Genomic DNA, 16,044 nt, shown 5'->3' with positions numbered 1-16,044 from the left:
AGTTTACAGCATGACCGGATACGCCAGTGCCCAGCACAGCGCATCCGCTGAGGGTGGTCAAGAGTCCCAGTCCAACAGCCGTCTGGGCCTTGAGATCCGCGCGGTCAATAGCCGCTTTCTGGATTTGTCCTTCCGCCTTCCCGACGAACTGCGCGCCCTTGAGCCGGCCCTGCGCTCCTTGCTCACCGCTCGCCTGAAGCGCGGCAAGGTCGAAGTGCGTGCCGCCATCGACGTCTCCAGCAACCAATCCCTTCCCCTTCCTGCTGCCTCTCAGCTGCAACGTCTGCTGAGCCTGCAGGACGCCGTCCAGGCCTGGCTGCCCAAGGCACGCGACCTGTCCGTGGCCGACGCGCTGCGTCTGTGCAGCGGCACCGGTGCAGCCACCACGGACTGGAGCGAAATCGCTCCGGCTCTGGCAGAACAGGCCATCACCGACCTGCTTGCAGCTCGCGCCCGCGAGGGCGAACGCCTGGCCGACATGCTGCTCGACCGCATCAAGCAGCTGCGCGCGCTGGCCAAGACCGCCGTGCCTCTGGTGCCGCAGCTGGTGGAGCAGCAGCGCCAGAAGTTTCTGGAGCGCTGGAAGGAAGCGATGGCCCTGAGCGAAGGCTCGGTGGCCCCCGAGGCCGCCCAGGATCGCGCCCTGGCCGAAGCCACGGCCTTTGCCATCCGCATCGATGTGGCCGAAGAAGTCACGCGTCTGGGCTCTCACCTCGACGAAATCGAGCGTCTGCTCAAAAAGGGCGGCGACATCGGCAAGCGTCTGGACTTCCTGATCCAGGAACTGCACCGCGAAGCCAACACGCTTGGCTCCAAATCAGCCACGCTGGAGCTGACCCGCATCAGCGTCGACATGAAGGTGCTGATAGAGCAAATGCGCGAACAAGTGCAGAACATCGAGTAAGCAAGCCCTGGGCGTACCCACACCGTACGCTCGATTCATGCCCAAAGTCATGCCCAAAGTCATGGACCATCCCGGAAATCTATTTGTCGTGTCGGCACCCAGCGGTGCCGGCAAATCCTCCCTGGTACGCGCCCTGCGTGAATTCGACGCACGCGTCTACCCCTCCGTCTCTCACACCACGCGCGCGCCGCGCGGCCAGGAAAAGCATGGCCGTGAGTATTACTTCGTCTCGGACGCCGAATTCGACGCCATGGTCGCCAACAACGGCTTTGTCGAATGGGCCAATGTGCACAGCCGCCGCTATGGCACGGCCAAGCGGTCTCTGGAAGAGCGCATCCAGAGCGGCACCGATGTGCTGCTCGAGATCGACTACCAGGGTGCCCTGCAGGTCAAGAAGGCCTTCCCCAATGCCGTGCTGATCTTCATCCTGCCGCCCAGCTGGGACGAGCTGCGCGCGCGCCTGGAAAATCGCGGCGAGGATGCGCCCGAAGTCATCGAGATGCGCCTGAAGAACGCCGAAGAGGAAATGGCGCAGGTCGCAAAATTCGACTTCGTTATAATCAACGAACTGTTTGAGAGTGCGCTCTTTGATCTCAAGGCGATCATTCACGCGCAACGCCTCAAATATGCGGCCCAGCGGCGCCTTCGCGCCGACACCTTCGAGTCGCTCAATATCCCTGAATCCAACTGACCGTTCCCGGAGTTCCTGATGGCACGCATTACTGTTGAAGATAGCCTGGAGCAAATCCCCAACCGCTTCCAGCTCGTTTTGGCCGCGACTTACCGCGCCCGCATGCTCAATCAAGGCCACACCCCAAAGATTGAAACCAAGAACAAGGCCAGCGTTACCGCCCTGCGTGAAATCGCAGACGGCAAGGTAGGCCTGGAAATGCTGAAGAAGGTGCCGGGTTAAGCTGTTGCATCGCAGCACCAAAACAGACAATTAAGCACCGCTCGTCGGTGCTTTTTTGTACCTATCACCTTGCACTCGGTACTTGCAGGCTACATTTAAGGAATATGACAGCGGCCCAGAACTCGACGATTGCACCTTCTTCTACGGCACCGGCCAAGCCTCAGCGCATGCCCGCTGAACAGGCTGCACGTGTGTCGGCTGCTGCTTTTGACGGGTTGATGGAGCATCTGGGCTATCTGGATGCCGACAGCGCCGAGCGCGTGCGCCAGGCCTATGTCTACGCAGATCAAGCACATACCGATCAGTGGCGCAGCAGTGGAGACCCCTATATCACCCACCCCATCGCGGTCACGGGAATCTGCGCCAACTGGAAGCTCGACGCCCCTGCCCTGATGGCGGCCCTGCTGCATGACTCCATGGAGGATTGCGGCATCACCAAGCTGGATCTGAAGGAGCGCTTCGGCGAGGATGTGGCCGAGCTGGTGGACGGGCTGACCAAGCTGGACAAGCTGCAGTTCAATACCCGCGAGGAAAACCAGGCCGAATCCTTTCGCAAGATGCTGCTGGCCATGGCGCGCGATGTGCGCGTCATCCTGATCAAGCTGGCCGACCGCACCCACAATATGCGCACCATGAGCGACATGCCGCGCAGCAAGTGGGGCCGCATCTCGTCAGAAACGCTGGAGATCTATGCGCCCATCGCGCACCGCCTGGGTCTGAACCAGACCTATCGCGAGTTGCAGGACCTGTCGTTCAAGCATCTGCACCCCTGGCGCTATGCCACGCTGGAAAAAGCCATAGGCCGCTCGCGCACGCGCCGCCGCGATCTGGTGCAGCGCGTGCAGGACGAAGTCAGCACCGCCTTTGCCTCCCACAGCCTGGCGGTACGACTGCTGGGCCGCGAGAGCACGCTGTATTCGCTGTACCAGCGCATGCAGAAGAACCAGCTGAGCTTTGCCAAGGTCACCGACATCTACGGCTTTCGCATCATCGTCCCCAAGACGCTGGACTGCTACACGGCCCTCGGTGTGCTGCACCAGAAGTACAAGCCCATGCCGGGCCGCTTCAAGGACTACATCGCCATTGCCAAGAGCAATGGCTACCAGTCGCTGCACACCACGCTGGTCGGCCCTTCCAGCGTCAGCATCGAATTCCAGATTCGCACGGAAGAGATGAACATCGTGGCCGAGGCCGGCGTTGCGGCCCACTGGCTGTACAAGGCCCAGCAGGGCCATGACTCCGAGCATCTGTCCACCCAGTGGCTGCAGTCCCTGCTCGATATCCAGAACGAGACCCGCGACGCGGCAGAGTTCTGGGATCACGTCAAGGTCGATCTCTTTCCCGATGCCGTGTACGTGTTCACGCCCAAGAGCGAGATCATGGCCATGCCGCGCGGTGCCACGGTGGTGGACTTCGCCTACGCCATCCACAGCAAGATCGGGCATCGCACCACGGCGGCCAAGATCAATGACGAGGAAGTGCCGCTGCGCACCGAGCTCAAGAGCGGCGATGTGGTGCAGATCATCACTTCCGAAACCTCCACGCCCAATCCGGCCTGGCTGAGCTTTGTGAAAACCGGGCGCGCGCGCTCCAAGATTCGCTCCTACCTCAAGAATGCGGCCCAGACCGAAGCCGGCCAGCTCGGAGAAACGCTGCTGGCCCAGGCTCTGCGAGCCGAAGGCATTGACAGCGTACCGTCGCAGGACGATGCCAACAAGGGCGTCTGGGACGAGATCCTGCGCATCACGGGCAACCGCACGCCGGCAGACCTCATGGTCGATATCGGCATGGGTCGCCGCATCGCTTCCCTGGTGGCCGCGCGCATGACCAGCTTCATGACCAAGCAAGGTGTGCGCCCCGATGCGCTGCTCATCACGCAGGAGCGCTTCAACACGCACAACCGCCCCTTCCAGGGCGCGGTCACGCTCAACGGCGACGAGAGCAGCTCGGTCTACTACTCGCACTGCTGCCGCCCCGTGCCGGGCGACCCGATTCTGGGCTACCTCGGCGGCCAGGGCCTGGTCGTGCACCACGCCCATTGCAACAATGCCATCAAGCTGCGCGAAAAGGATGCCGACCGTTTCATCACCGTGGACTGGTCCGACGACGTCACGCGCCTGTTCGAAGCCGGCATCGTGGTCACGGTGCAGAACAACAAGGGCGTGCTGGCCCGCGTGGCGGCCGAGCTCTCGAATGCCGAAGCCGATATCGTGCGCGTCGAGATGACCGACGAAGCCGCGATCGGCACCACCGATCTGCGCTTTGTCATCTCCGTGCAGAACAGCGTGCAGCTGGAGAATGCGCTGCGCAACCTGCGCCGCCTGCATTCGGTGATCCGCGCCAGCCGCGTGATGGCCTGATCCGCTGCCCGCCCGCTCGTTCAAGGCCGCCGCTGGCGGCCTTTTGCTTTGAAGCGGGCGAAAGATTTTGTTGCATTCTGCAAGCACTATCGCGTCCTGCAAGCACTCCCCGGCCGCGGCTGCAAGCGACAATCACAGCCATGCTCCAAACCGCCAACTCGCTCCTGAATGCCCGTCAGCACCTGCTGGCCACCGCCATCGCGGCAGCCCTGCTCGCAGGCTGCGCCACCCGGCCTGAACCTCCTGCGGCGGCCGCACCCGAGCCGGCGAGCGCCGCCAAGGCAGAGCAAGCCACGGGCGAGCCAACAGCAGCGGAAAACCCCATACAGGCTCGCAACTTCGCGCACTGGAAGCAGGAATTCGCCCCGCGCGCGCGCGCCGCGGGCATTTCGGAGCGCACGCTTGGCAGCGCCCTGGCCGGCGCCAAGCTGCAGCCCAGCATCGTCAGGCTCGACCGCTCCCAGCCCGAGTTCACACGCACGCCCTGGCAATACCTGGATAGCGCGGTCTCGGCACAGCGCATCAAAACCGGCAAGCTCAAGATGCAGGAGCACGGCGCCAGCCTGCAGGCGGCCAGCCAGCGCTATGGCGTGCCGGCGCCAGTGATTGCCGCCATCTGGGGCATGGAAAGCAATTACGGCAGCAACTTCGGCAGCTTCTCGGCCGTGGATGCGCTGGCCACTCTGGCCTTCGATGGCCGCCGTGCCGAATGGGCACAGAAAGAGCTGATTGCCGCGCTGCGCATCATCGACAACGGCGATATCGACGCAGCCCACATGATCAGCTCCTGGGCGGGCGCCATGGGCAACACCCAGTTCCTGCCCTCGGTATTCCTGCAATACGCCGTGGATGCCGACGGAGACGGCCGCCGCGACATCTGGGGCTCGATGGCCGACGTAGCCGCATCCACGGCCAACTATCTGGCCAGCGCGGGCTGGAACGCCAGCGAGCCCTGGGGGATCGAAGTGCGCCTGCCGGCCAATTTCGACTACGCGCGCGCCGAACTCGCCACGCGCCAGAACAGCCCGGCCTGGGCCGCAGAAGGCGTGCAGGCCGTGAACGGCCAGGCCTTGCCCGCCATGGCCGGCGCCAGCATCATCGCGCCGGCCGGCGCTCGCGGCCCGGCCTTCATGGTGGGCAGCAACTTCCGCGCCATCCTGCGCTACAACAACTCCACCAACTATGCACTGGCCGTGAGCCTGCTCGCCTCGCAGCTGGCAGGCGGTGGCGGCGTCAGCGCCGAGTGGCCGCGCGAGCTCGGCGCCCTGACGCGCGAGCAGACCAAGGCGCTGCAGACCGCCCTCAGCCAGCGCGGCTTTGCCACCGGCGCTGCCGACGGTGTGATGGGTCCGGCCACCCGGGCCGGACTGCGCCAATACCAGCAAAGCGAGGGTCTCGTGGCAGACGGCTACCCCACGCTGGAGCTGCTGCAACGCCTTCAGGCTGGCAATCTGCCTCAAAAATAATAGCTTTTAGCGCTTGATGATCAATAAATTCAGTACTGAAACTATCTGAAATCATTGAATATCAAGCGGATACAGCTCACAAAATAAAAGCGCGGCTTCCGATATGGAAGCCGCGCCTTTTTGCAGCTCGTGCACTCAGGAACCTGCTGCAGGCTGCGGATAGCTGACGTCGAGAATCTCCAGCATGCGCACACCGGCCGGCGTGGGCAAGGCCACCTCGTCGCCCACGCGCGCCTTGAGCAGCGTGCGCGAAACCGGGGCAATCCAGCTGACCTGGTTCTGCGCGCTGTCCGCCTCGTCAATGCCCATGATGGTGATGGTGCGCTCCACGCCCTCGTCATCCACATAGCTGACCGTGGCGCCAAAAAAGACCTGGTCGCTGCCCGCATGCACGGCAGGATCGACCACCTCGGCAATCTCCAGTCTCTTGGTGAGAAAGCGAATGCGACGGTCGATCTCGCGCAGACGCTTTTTACCGTAGAGATAGTCGCCGTTCTCGGAACGGTCGCCGTTGCTGGCTGCCCAGTGCACGATCTCCACGATCTTGGGGCGCTCGTTGTCGATCAGATCCAGCAGCTCGTCCTTGATGCGCTGGTAGCCCTGGGGCGTGATGTAGTTTTTGCCGCCGGCGGGCAATGGCGGCAGAGCGCCGACGTCGTCATCGTCGTCGCCGTCCGATTCTTTGGTGAAAGCCTTGCTCATGAGGCCGATCTTCACACAGATCCGTGCCTGCCTCGGCCAGCCCCGGTCAAAGTCCGGAAACGAAAAAGCCTCAGAACTTTGCAGTTCTGAGGCTTGTCGTTTGGTGCGGCTGGCAGGAATCGAACCCACGACCCCTTGGTTCGTAGCCAAGTACTCTATCCAGCTGAGCTACAGCCGCTAAGCCTCGAATTATATACAGATTTTGGAGCCGCTCGGTGAAAACCCGGATTTTTCTTCAAAGACATCCAGCACCGGCAATCCTGCCGCCACAGGCAAGGCAGAAACGAAAAAGCCTCAGAACTTTTCAGTTCTGAGGCTTGTCGTTTGGTGCGGCTGGCAGGAATCGAACCCACGACCCCTTGGTTCGTAGCCAAGTACTCTATCCAGCTGAGCTACAGCCGCTAAGCCTCGAATTATATACTTATTTTCAGACCTGAACAAAAGTCTTCCAGAAATTTCAGATCCCACGCGCTGCTTCGGGGCTGCAACCACATGAAAAGCCTGATTCCAAGCACATGCATATGCGCTAATCTTGAGCGCTGAAGCCGGGTGCCAGCAAGCTGCTGGCGGCCCCCGCGATGCCGCGTTCATGGGCCCCGAAGCACCAGACCCCGCGCATCGGGGCAGCCGGTCGCCGCGCGCTGCGGCAGTGCATTCAGAACCATCAATGACGACAGACAGACAACCGGCCTCGCCTTCCATTCCTCCATCCGTGGCCATGTGGGAGCAGCTGTTTCGCCGCAGTGCCAGGCCCTCTCTGAGCCTTCAGGGTCAGATTCGCGAAATGCTGGTCGATGCCATCCTGACCGGCATTCTCGCGCCTGGCGACGCCGTTCCATCAAGTCGCGAGCTGGCCAAGCTGCTGGGCGTGGGCCGCATCACCGTGGTCATGGCCTACCAGCAGCTGACCGAGGAAGCCTTCTTGCTGAGCCGCGAGAGAAAAGGCCATTTCATCCATCCCGATGTGCTGCAGGGCCGCACGGCCGAACGCACGCCGGGAGGCAGGAGCACGGACGCCGAGGCGCATACCGACTGGTCGCGCCGCCTGTGGCTGCGTCCCAGCCTGCAGCGCAGCATCGTCAAGGAGGACGACTGGCAGCAGTTTCCCTATCCGTTTCTCTACGGCCAGTTCGACAAGGACTTGTTTCCCACGGCCGCCTGGCGCGAGTGCTGTCTCAAGTCCCTGGGCGTGCTGGACATCCGCATGTGGGCGCCCGATCACATCACGCGCGACGACGACAGCCTCATCCAGCAGGTGCAAACCAAGATCCTGCCGCGCCGCGGCGTCTGGGCCTCGCCCGACGAGATCATCATCACCGTCGGCGCCCAGCATGCGCTGTACATGGTGGCCGATCTGCTGATGCGCGAAGGCACCTGCGTCGGCATCGAGGACCCCTGCTACCCCGATGCGCGTAATATCTTCAGCAGCCGCACCTCGCAGGTCATTGCTATCGGCGTGGATGGCGATGGACTGCCGATCGTCCCGGCCATGCGCAAGCTCGAGTACCTCTACGTCACGCCCAGTCACCAGTGCCCCACCGGTGTCACCATGCCTCTGGAGCGGCGCGAAGCCTTGCTGGAGGCCGCACAAAAGCACGATCTCATCATCATCGAGGACGACTACGAAAGCGAAAGCAGCTTCGATGAACAGCCCATCCCGGCACTCAAGAGCCTGGACCGCAACAACCGCGTGATCTATATCGGCAGCCTCTCCAAATGCCTGGCACCGGGCCTGCGCGTGGGCTATATCGTGGCTCCGCCCGAGCTGATCAAGGAACTGCGCGCGCTGCGCCGTCTCATGATCCGCCATCCTTCCACCTTCATTCAGCGCACATTGGCCATGTTCATCTCGCTGGGTCATTACGAGGCCCAGCTGCGCCGCCTCGGCCAGGCCCAGAAGGAGCGTCATGCCGAGCTGACTGCGGCCATGGCCCGCCACCTGCCGCAATGCCGCATCACCCCCGTGCGTGGCGGCGGCTCATGCTGGGTCCAGCTGCCGGACCACATACCCGCCCAGGCACTGGCGCGCCAGGCCGCCGAGCATGGGGTGCTGATCGAACCTGGCGATGTGTTCTTCACTTCCCCCCGCAACACGGGCAACTTCATCCGCCTGGGCTACCAGTCCATTCCTGCGGCACAGATCGCCCAGGGCATCCAGGCCCTGGCGCAAGCCATGCAGCGCATGTAGGAATGCAAAAAGCCCCGGCCTTGCGGTCCGGGGCTTTGCTTGACGAAAGCCTCAGTTCTTGCGCAGTTTGGGCGGCGCCAGCTCGTCGAGCAGGTTCTCGGGATTCATCCCGCGCCGCAGCACCTGGCGCACGCCATAGGCAATCAGCAGGATGCACAGGCTGGCCACTCCCAGTGCCAGCGGCGTGCGCTGCTCGGGGATAAAGCCCATGGCCACCACGATGGACAGCATGCCCACAATCGCCAGCCAGGTCAGGTAAGGAAAGCACCACATGCGCACCTTGAGCAGATGCGGCGCTTCGCGCTCCAGACGCGAGCGCAGGCGCAGCTGGGAGATCGCAATCAGGATGTAGACAAAGATGGCCACCGTGCCGTAGGAGTTGACGAGAAAGGCGAACACCTTGTCGGGCGACAGATAGGACATGACGATGGCGCCGTAGCCGAACAAGGTGGCCACCAGGATGGCATACACGGGCACGCCGTTGCGGCTGACCTGGGCCAGCACCTTGGGCGCGTCGCCGCGTCGCGTCAGCGCAAACAGCATGCGCGAAGAGGCATAAAGCCCGGAGTTGAGCGCCGACAGCACGGCCGTCAGCACCACGGCATTCATGATCTGGGCGGCCGCCGGCACGCCCATGGCATCGAGAGCGCTGACATAGGGTGTGGACATGCCGATGGAGTTCCAAGGCACCAGGCAGGCCACCAGCAGCACCGATCCCACATAGAACACCAGCACGCGCAGGATGACCGAATTCGTGGCCTTGGCCACGGCCTTCTGGGGCTCAGCGGTCTCGGCCGCCGCAATCGTCACGATCTCTGCACCGAAATAGAAGCCGGTCGCTGCAACGGCCCCCGTGAGCACTGGAACAATGCCGTTGGGCATGAAGCCGCCGTTTTGGCTCAGATTGGCGACATGCATGCCGCCGCTTGCCGGTGTCAGGCCCAGCACATAGACGCCGGCGATGAACAGAAACACCACGATGGCGGCCACCTTCACGGACGCCAGCCAGAACTCGCACTCGCCAAAGGATTTGACCGAGACCAGATTGGTCAGCGTCATCATGACCAGCAGGACCAGACTGATGCTCCAGGCCGGCACGTCGGGCAGCCAGTAGCGCACAAGCTCGGCGCCCGCCACCGCTTCGATGGCCACGACGATGACCCAGAAATACCAGTACATCCAGCCCGTCAGAAACCCCGCCAGCTGCCCCACGGCGGGCCGGTCGCGCCAGGCTTCACGGGCGTACTCGTAAAACGAGCCGCCTGTCATGGAGCAGGCCATCTCGCCCAGCATGCGCATCACCAGCACCACCAGCAGGCCGGTGATCAGAAAAGAGATGACGGCTGCCGGCCCGGCCGACTTGATGACCACGCCGCTGCCGACGAACAGCCCTGCTCCGATGACGCCGCCCAGAGCAATCATGGTCATGTGCCGCTGTTTGAGACTGTGCGACAGCCCGTCCGGCGACGAATGCGGATTTCCAATCATTTTTGTCTCCTGTCTTGCCGGCATCGGAATACCGGTCGCCACGGCTTTATGTATCGGGTCGTGCCTTGCCGCTCGTGCAGGCCGCTGCCGTGGTCGTTCAGTTATCTGCTTGAAAATTGTCGTGAGAAGCCCTGCGTGCAACGCCTCCCACCGTAAGGCAAGAAGGTGCGCACGCAGGCCCGCCGTGTGTCAGGAAAGCGCCACTGGAGGACGATCCTTGCGGTAGGCGTTCTTGACGGCGATCTTGCCGTCGCGGAAGGTGAACACATCGACCATGCGCGCCTCTACCCGCAGGCCGTCGGCCTTGGTGCCTTTGAAGGTGCTTTCAGAAACGCCGCGCGCTCCCTGGACAAAATGCTCTCCATCCACCCAGGCAGCATCGGGAAATGCCTGCCAGGCCAGCTGAAAGCCCTCGCGCACGGCTTCACGGCCCACAAAGCTGCGCCCCATCAGATCGGGACCGGCTACGGCATGAAACTCGCATTCATCGGCCATGAAGTCCATCAGTGCATCGATGTCATGGCGATTCCATGCCTCGGAAAAACGCGCCAGGAACTGGACATCGGGTTGGGATTCTTGCTTGCTCATAGGTTCTCCAGATTGCTGTCATTTCTTGGGTTCCGGCCCTTGCAGAAGCGGCCCCCGGGATCGAAAAATGCCTGAAATTCCGATGGCTCATCGTAGGTAGCACCGGCTCCGGTTCGTAGAACCAGTTACCAGCAATCGTTAAGTCCAAGGCCTTGGTGCTTCACCGCGCTGGGTCCTCGATAAACGACGGCAGCGCGCGCGGAAGCTGCCCTGAAAGAACCCGTTTCTCCTCTGGAAGCGGCACTCTGCCGCTGCGCTTGCGGATGCAGGCCCAAGCCATGGGCAAGCGCTTCTGATCCCGCTTCAGTTAGGTGAAAACGATAGGAGAACACCGGCAGTCGCTGCAGGGGTATCGCAGTCGGCGGCGCGAAAGCGGACTGCCCGAAGATCCGCTTCCCGTCCCCGGGGCTCGGCTCGCATGAGCCGTCGATGCGCTGGCTCCATCAAAACCTGCGCCGTGGCCCTAACCAGCCGCGCAGGGGGCTGGCTATGCTGCTCTGGACACCGCAAGCAGTGGCCTGCAACGGCATCTGCATTGACTTTGCGTCCATCCATTCCACAGCAATAGAGCGCCGCGTCAAACGCAGCCACACCAGGAGACGATCGCCATGAAAGCCGAGGACATCCGCCCCAGCCACCTGAACCCGTACGACCCGCAATACGACCCTCTGGTTGCGCGAAATCCCGGACATGGCGCTGGCTACGCTCCGACCTACTGGGTAGGGACGGCAGGCCGTCCGCCCGACGACGATGGCCCGGTCTGCGGCGACATGGAAGCCGATGTAGTCATCGTCGGCTCGGGCTTCACGGGCCTGTCCACCGCCCTGTTTCTCGCCCGCGAGCATGGCATCCGCGCGGTGGTTCTCGAAGCCAACCAGAGCGCCTGGGGCTGCACCAGCCGCAACGGCGGCCAGGGCCAGAATGCCAGCGGCCGCCTCTATCGCTCCCAATGGATAGAGCGCTGGGGCAAGGATGTGGCCCTGAAGCTGGACGCGGAAATCCGTGAAGGCTTCGACACCTTCAAGAACCTGGTCGCCGAGTTTCCCGAATGCGAGCCGCAGCCGGGAGGGCATCTGTATATTGCCCACCGAGACAGAAAGATGGATTTTCTGCGCAACGAAACCCGCGTCATGCGCGAAGTCTTCGGCTACGACGCCCGCATACTCAGCATCGACGCAGTGCGCCGCGACTATGTCGACGACGCCGACTGCCGTGGCGCGATGCACGAGCCCGACGGCATTGGCGTGCATCCACTCAAGCTGGCGTTCGGCTATCTGCGCAAGGCCCGCGAGCTGGGAGTGAAGGTGCACCCCGCCAGCCCGGTGCTGGGCATGGAGACACGCAACGGCGTTCACTACCTCCGGACACCGGGCGGCACGGTCAAGGCACGCGCCGTCGGCTTTGCCACCGGCGGCTATACCAGCAACGGCCTGCACCCCAGCCTGCGCTCGAAGATCATGCCGATTCTCTCGAACTCCCTGGTCACCCGGCCCCTGACTGAAGAAGAGCTGGCAGCCACCAACTTCAAGACCACGCAAGTCATCACCGACACCCGTACCCTGCGCTTTTATTACCGCAAGCTGCCCGACAACCGCGTGCAGATCGGCAGCCGCAGCGCAATCACCGGCGCCGATGCGCCCAATCCGGTCCATATGGCCAAGCTGGTCGAAGGCCTCCACCACAAGTTCCCGGCCCTTAGGGGAATCCAGGTCGACTACTCCTGGTGGGGCTGGGTCGATGTGAGCCACGACATGATGCCGCGCATCACCCAGCCCGATCCCGCGGAGAACGTCTTCTATGCAGTCGGCTATGGCGGCAATGGCGTGTCGTTTTCTGCGCATGCAGGCCGGCGCATGGCGCAGCGCATCGCTGGCCAGAAGAACAAGGCTTTCGAGTTGCCAATCTACAACTCATCGCTCGAATATCCGAATGTGTTCAATATGGTGCGCTCGGAGGCATTTGCACCATTTCGCCGCATGGGCCAGCGCTTTCTCTACCACTGGTATCACATGAACGACGAGAAGAACTGACCCTTGCAGCCACCGTCCGGCCGCATGCAACTAAAAGCACCTTTCATCAGGAAGGTGCTTTTTTTCATGCCATCTACGAATGCGGTGCAGCGCCCCCTCGGGCACCCCGCCACAGGAAAAAGCCGCCCCTCTGGCACGCATATTGCGCAAGCAGTCATGCCTTCCGGACAGCCCAATCCTCCCGCATCTGTCTGCGATCAGTGAATACACCTAAGCCCATGCAGACACCGAAAAAGCGCCTTCCACCAGGGCTGAGATATCCCGCGCAAGCCGCGCCCTGCAAGGCTTTGCCATGCACGGTCGCGGTGCACGCCAACCCATGCTGCGCGCACCATCCAGGACCGTGCGCGACTGGACCTAACGATTCACATCAACTGGCCCTACTGGCTGCGCAAGGTTGCTCACTACGATCCGCTCAGAAAGCTCTTTGAGCCTCGCGATGCGGCTTTCAACCGGTTCAGCCAGAAGCGGGAATGGGAAAGCAAGTCAGCAAGAGTGAGCACAGCAAGGGTTCTCTGGTCGAAGTCTTCCACCGATATCGCTCTAACCATGGAGAAATTGGCAATGAAAATGCAAAAACGATGGGTGCTGAAAGCGGGTGTCGCAACAGCTGCACTGGCCATGACCGGCTTCGCGCTGGCGCAGCAGAAAACCGTGACCTTCGCCAACCAGGACATGCTGGTGCCGCTGCGCCTGGTCATGGAATCGGGCGAGTTGGAAAAGGAGACCGGCTACAAGATCAACTGGCGCATGTTCTCGGGCGGCGGCGACGTGATACGGGCAATGGCCTCGGGCGACGTGCAGATGGGAGAGGTAGGCTCCAGCCCGCTGACCGCTGCCGCCAGCCAGGGACAGGACATCAAGCTGCTCTGGATCTCTGCGGACATCGCCGGTGCCGAGGCCCTGGTGGCACGCGACGGCGGCGGCATCAGCAATTTCAAGAGCATGGAAGGCAAGCGCATCGGCGTGCCGTTCGTCTCCACCGCGCACTACCAGCTGGTCGCGGCCCTGGGCAAGGAGGGCGTTGACGCGCGCAAGGTCAACATCATGAATATGCGCCCGCCAGAAATTGCCGCGGCCTGGGAACGCGGCGATATCGATGCAACCTTTGTCTGGGACCCGGTGCTGGCCAAGGTCAAGCAAAAGGGCAAGGTGATTGCGACCTCCGGCTCCATTGCGCAGATGGGCTATCCGACCTTCGAGGGCATTGCCGTGAGCAGCAAGTTCGCCCAGGAAAATCCCCAGTTCATGGTGGCTTTCATCAAGGCTCTGAATCGGGCCAGCGCCCAGGTGCGCGACAACCTGGCCAAGTGGACTCCGGACTCGCCCGAGATCAAGGCGATTGCCAAATGGAGCAAGGCCGACCCCAAGGACGTGCCTGCAGCCATGGCGCTTTACCGCTTTCCCAGCGCTGAAGAGCAACTCGGCGCGCAATGGCTGGATGGCGGTGCGGCCAAGGCAATGACCAATACCGCAACGTTTCTGAAGTCGCAGGGACGAATCCAGGAGGTCAAGCCCGACTACGCCGCGTACGTGACCAGCAGCTATGTCAAGCAGGCGCTCGGCCGCTGACTGCCCGCCCACGACGGCCAGCCCCGTCGTGGCTCCCCGCTTTCTTTCACATAGGAGGGCAATGTCATGCCGACTCTGGATATACGCGACCTGACCGTCAATTACGAGGTCAAGGGCGGACACTTGCAGGCCCTGGCGCCCGTCAACCTGACCATGCATGAAGGCGACTTCGTGGTCGCGCTGGGGGCATCCGGCTGCGGCAAGACCACCCTGCTCAACTGCATGGCAGGTTTTCTGGCGCCTTCCAGCGGCCAGATACTGCTGGACGGGAAACCCATTCAGGGCCCCGGAGCCAATCAGGGTGTGGTGTTTCAAAAGCATGCTCTGATGCCATGGCTCAATGTGGTCGACAACGTCGCGCTGGGACTTCGCATGCGCGGCATGGACCTGAAGCAGCGCACGCAAATCGCCGAAGAGAAACTGGGCCTCGTCGGCTTGCAGAACTACGCCAGGCGTGCCGTCTATGAACTGTCTGGCGGCATGCAGCAACGTGTCGGCATTGCCCGTGCGCTGGCCAACGATCCTGCACTGCTGCTGATGGATGAACCCATGGGTGCCCTGGATGCCTTCACGCGCGAGCAGGTCCAGGAAATCCTGCTGCGTGTCTGGCATGCCACCCACAAGATGGTGTTCTTCATCACCCATTCGGTGGAAGAGGCGCTGTTTCTCGCCAGCCGGCTGATCGTCATGAGCCCCAGCCCGGGCCGCATCTCCCATGTCTACGACGACATGCCGTTCTGCCATGAGTTTCTGCGCACCGGCGATGCGCGTGCCGTCAAGTCGCGCCCCGACTTCATCAGGATGCGCGAAGAAGTTCTGAGTCTGATCCACCACCGGGAGCCTGCCAATGTCTGAAGCAGTCCAAATCAACCATCTGCCCGCCACCACCGCGCGCGTGCAGCCCAAGGCCACTGCGCCACAGGCGTCGGGACCGGTGAAGACCAGTCGCTTCAAGACCCCCGGCGAAGGCTCCAGCCTCGGCATCAGCATCGTCACCGTGGCCGTGCTGCTGGCACTGTGGTTCGCCGCCACCAATCTCGGCTGGGTCAAGCCTTTGTTCCTGCCCAGCCCGCAGGCGGTGTTCCAGCAGTTCTATGAATACCTGACCGGGCAGGCCAACGACAAACCGCTGTGGCAGCATTTCTCGGCAAGTCTGCTGCGCGTGACCGTGGCGTTCTGGCTGGCCTTCATGATTGCCGTTCCGCTGGGCATTGCGATGGGAATGTCACGCATCGCACGCGGCGTCTTCGACCCACCCATCGAGTTCTACCGCCCCCTGCCGCCACTGGCCTATCTGCCGCTGATCATCATCTGGTTCGGTATCGATGAAACGCCGAAGATTCTGCTGATCTTCCTGAGCTGCTTTGCCCCATTGGCCCTGGCGGCCCGCTCGGGCATGCGCAGCGCAGCACAGGAGCAGATCAATGCCGCCTATTCGATGGGAGCAAGCTACTTCCAGGTGATCCGCCATGTGATCTTGCCGGCGGCCCTGCCCGACATTCTGGTGGGCATGCGCATTGCCATCGGCTTTGGCTGGACGACTCTGGTGGCCGCCGAAATGGTCGCGGCGAATGTAGGTCTGGGTCAGATGGTGCTCAACGCCTCGAACTTCCTGCGCACCGACATCGTGATCATGGGCATCATCGTCATCGGTGTGATCGCCTATGTCTTCGACCTGTTCATGCGCTGGGTCGAAAAGCGCCTGGTTCCATGGAAGGGACGCATGTAAGTGCTGCCGATTCCCCGGCGGGGACGGCTCCGGCAAGCAGAAAGCGGGCAGGCATTGAGCCTTCCCGCTTTTCTGTTTTGCGTTGTTTCGGCCTGTCGCCTGAG

General features: G+C 62.4%; 13 protein-coding genes and 2 tRNA genes. 10 read left to right on the top strand and 5 right to left on the bottom strand.

Annotation, left to right across the window (positions count from 1 at the left end; all coding sequences use genetic code 11):
• Positions 1-10 precede the first annotated feature (10 nt).
• The 5 genes from F3J24_RS09370 (at position 11) to F3J24_RS09350 (ending at position 5,643) form a co-directional block, all read left to right on the top strand.
• Positions 11-904 carry a YicC/YloC family endoribonuclease gene (locus F3J24_RS09370; protein ID WP_167005075.1) on the top strand — a complete coding sequence of 298 codons (894 nt, stop codon included), beginning with the start codon at positions 11-13 and terminating at the stop codon, positions 902-904.
• Positions 905-965: 61 nt separating this feature from the next.
• Positions 966-1,595 (top strand): guanylate kinase, encoded by a 630-nt coding sequence (gene gmk / locus F3J24_RS09365; RefSeq protein ID WP_167005311.1) that lies wholly within the window; start codon positions 966-968, stop codon positions 1,593-1,595.
• Between the two features lie 18 nt (positions 1,596-1,613).
• Positions 1,614-1,817 carry a DNA-directed RNA polymerase subunit omega gene (rpoZ, locus tag F3J24_RS09360; protein ID WP_003052081.1) on the top strand — a complete coding sequence of 68 codons (204 nt, stop codon included), beginning with the start codon at positions 1,614-1,616 and terminating at the stop codon, positions 1,815-1,817.
• Positions 1,818-1,921: 104 nt separating this feature from the next.
• Positions 1,922-4,177, top strand: coding sequence for a bifunctional (p)ppGpp synthetase/guanosine-3',5'-bis(diphosphate) 3'-pyrophosphohydrolase (locus F3J24_RS09355; RefSeq protein WP_167005072.1), 2,256 nt, complete (start codon positions 1,922-1,924; stop codon positions 4,175-4,177).
• A 131-nt stretch (positions 4,178-4,308) separates the two neighbouring features.
• Positions 4,309-5,643 carry a lytic murein transglycosylase gene (locus F3J24_RS09350; RefSeq protein WP_167005309.1) on the top strand — a complete coding sequence of 445 codons (1,335 nt, stop codon included), beginning with the start codon at positions 4,309-4,311 and terminating at the stop codon, positions 5,641-5,643.
• Positions 5,644-5,778: 135 nt separating this feature from the next.
• Here the strand turns inward: F3J24_RS09350 and greB are convergent, their stop codons facing one another.
• From greB to F3J24_RS09335, 3 genes are all read right to left on the bottom strand, one after another.
• Positions 5,779-6,345 carry a transcription elongation factor GreB gene (greB, locus tag F3J24_RS09345; protein ID WP_167005069.1) on the bottom strand — a complete coding sequence of 189 codons (567 nt, stop codon included), beginning with the start codon at positions 6,343-6,345 and terminating at the stop codon, positions 5,779-5,781.
• A gap of 101 nt (positions 6,346-6,446) precedes the next feature.
• Positions 6,447-6,523, bottom strand: a tRNA-Arg gene (locus F3J24_RS09340).
• Between the two features lie 147 nt (positions 6,524-6,670).
• Positions 6,671-6,747, bottom strand: a tRNA-Arg gene (locus tag F3J24_RS09335).
• 265 nt (positions 6,748-7,012) lie between these two features.
• Between F3J24_RS09335 and F3J24_RS09330 the strand changes: the two genes are divergently transcribed.
• Positions 7,013-8,533, top strand: a complete 1,521-nt coding sequence (locus F3J24_RS09330; RefSeq protein WP_167005065.1) for a PLP-dependent aminotransferase family protein — start codon at positions 7,013-7,015, stop codon at positions 8,531-8,533.
• Between the two features lie 51 nt (positions 8,534-8,584).
• On the opposite strand, the gene F3J24_RS09325 is transcribed toward F3J24_RS09330, so the two are convergent.
• Both F3J24_RS09325 and F3J24_RS09320 read right to left on the bottom strand, forming a co-directional pair.
• Positions 8,585-10,021 carry an amino acid permease gene (locus F3J24_RS09325; RefSeq protein WP_167005062.1) on the bottom strand — a complete coding sequence of 479 codons (1,437 nt, stop codon included), beginning with the start codon at positions 10,019-10,021 and terminating at the stop codon, positions 8,585-8,587.
• 189 nt (positions 10,022-10,210) lie between these two features.
• Positions 10,211-10,609, bottom strand: coding sequence for a nuclear transport factor 2 family protein (locus F3J24_RS09320; protein ID WP_043009186.1), 399 nt, complete (start codon positions 10,607-10,609; stop codon positions 10,211-10,213).
• A gap of 608 nt (positions 10,610-11,217) precedes the next feature.
• On the opposite strand from F3J24_RS09320, the gene F3J24_RS09315 reads away from it, so the two are divergent.
• The 4 genes from F3J24_RS09315 (at position 11,218) to F3J24_RS09300 (ending at position 15,940) form a co-directional block, all read left to right on the top strand.
• On the top strand, positions 11,218-12,639 hold the full coding sequence (locus tag F3J24_RS09315; RefSeq protein WP_167005059.1) for an FAD-binding oxidoreductase: 1,422 nt from the start codon (positions 11,218-11,220) through the stop codon (positions 12,637-12,639).
• Positions 12,640-13,203: 564 nt separating this feature from the next.
• Positions 13,204-14,211, top strand: a complete 1,008-nt coding sequence (gene tauA / locus F3J24_RS09310) for a taurine ABC transporter substrate-binding protein (RefSeq protein ID WP_167005056.1) — start codon at positions 13,204-13,206, stop codon at positions 14,209-14,211.
• A gap of 66 nt (positions 14,212-14,277) precedes the next feature.
• Positions 14,278-15,066, top strand: a complete 789-nt coding sequence (locus F3J24_RS09305; protein ID WP_167005052.1) for a taurine ABC transporter ATP-binding protein — start codon at positions 14,278-14,280, stop codon at positions 15,064-15,066.
• A complete protein-coding gene (locus F3J24_RS09300; RefSeq protein WP_167005049.1) occupies positions 15,059-15,940 on the top strand; it encodes an ABC transporter permease subunit in 882 nt (293 codons plus the stop codon). Before F3J24_RS09305 ends, F3J24_RS09300 begins: the two co-directional genes overlap by 8 nt.
• The last annotated feature ends 104 nt before the right edge of the window (positions 15,941-16,044 follow it).

Origin of the sequence: Comamonas sp. Tr-654 (assembly GCF_011752915.1) — a bacterium.
In the GTDB taxonomy this organism is placed as follows: domain Bacteria; phylum Pseudomonadota; class Gammaproteobacteria; order Burkholderiales; family Burkholderiaceae_C; genus Comamonas.
This window is presented reverse-complemented; position numbering and strand designations above follow the sequence as displayed.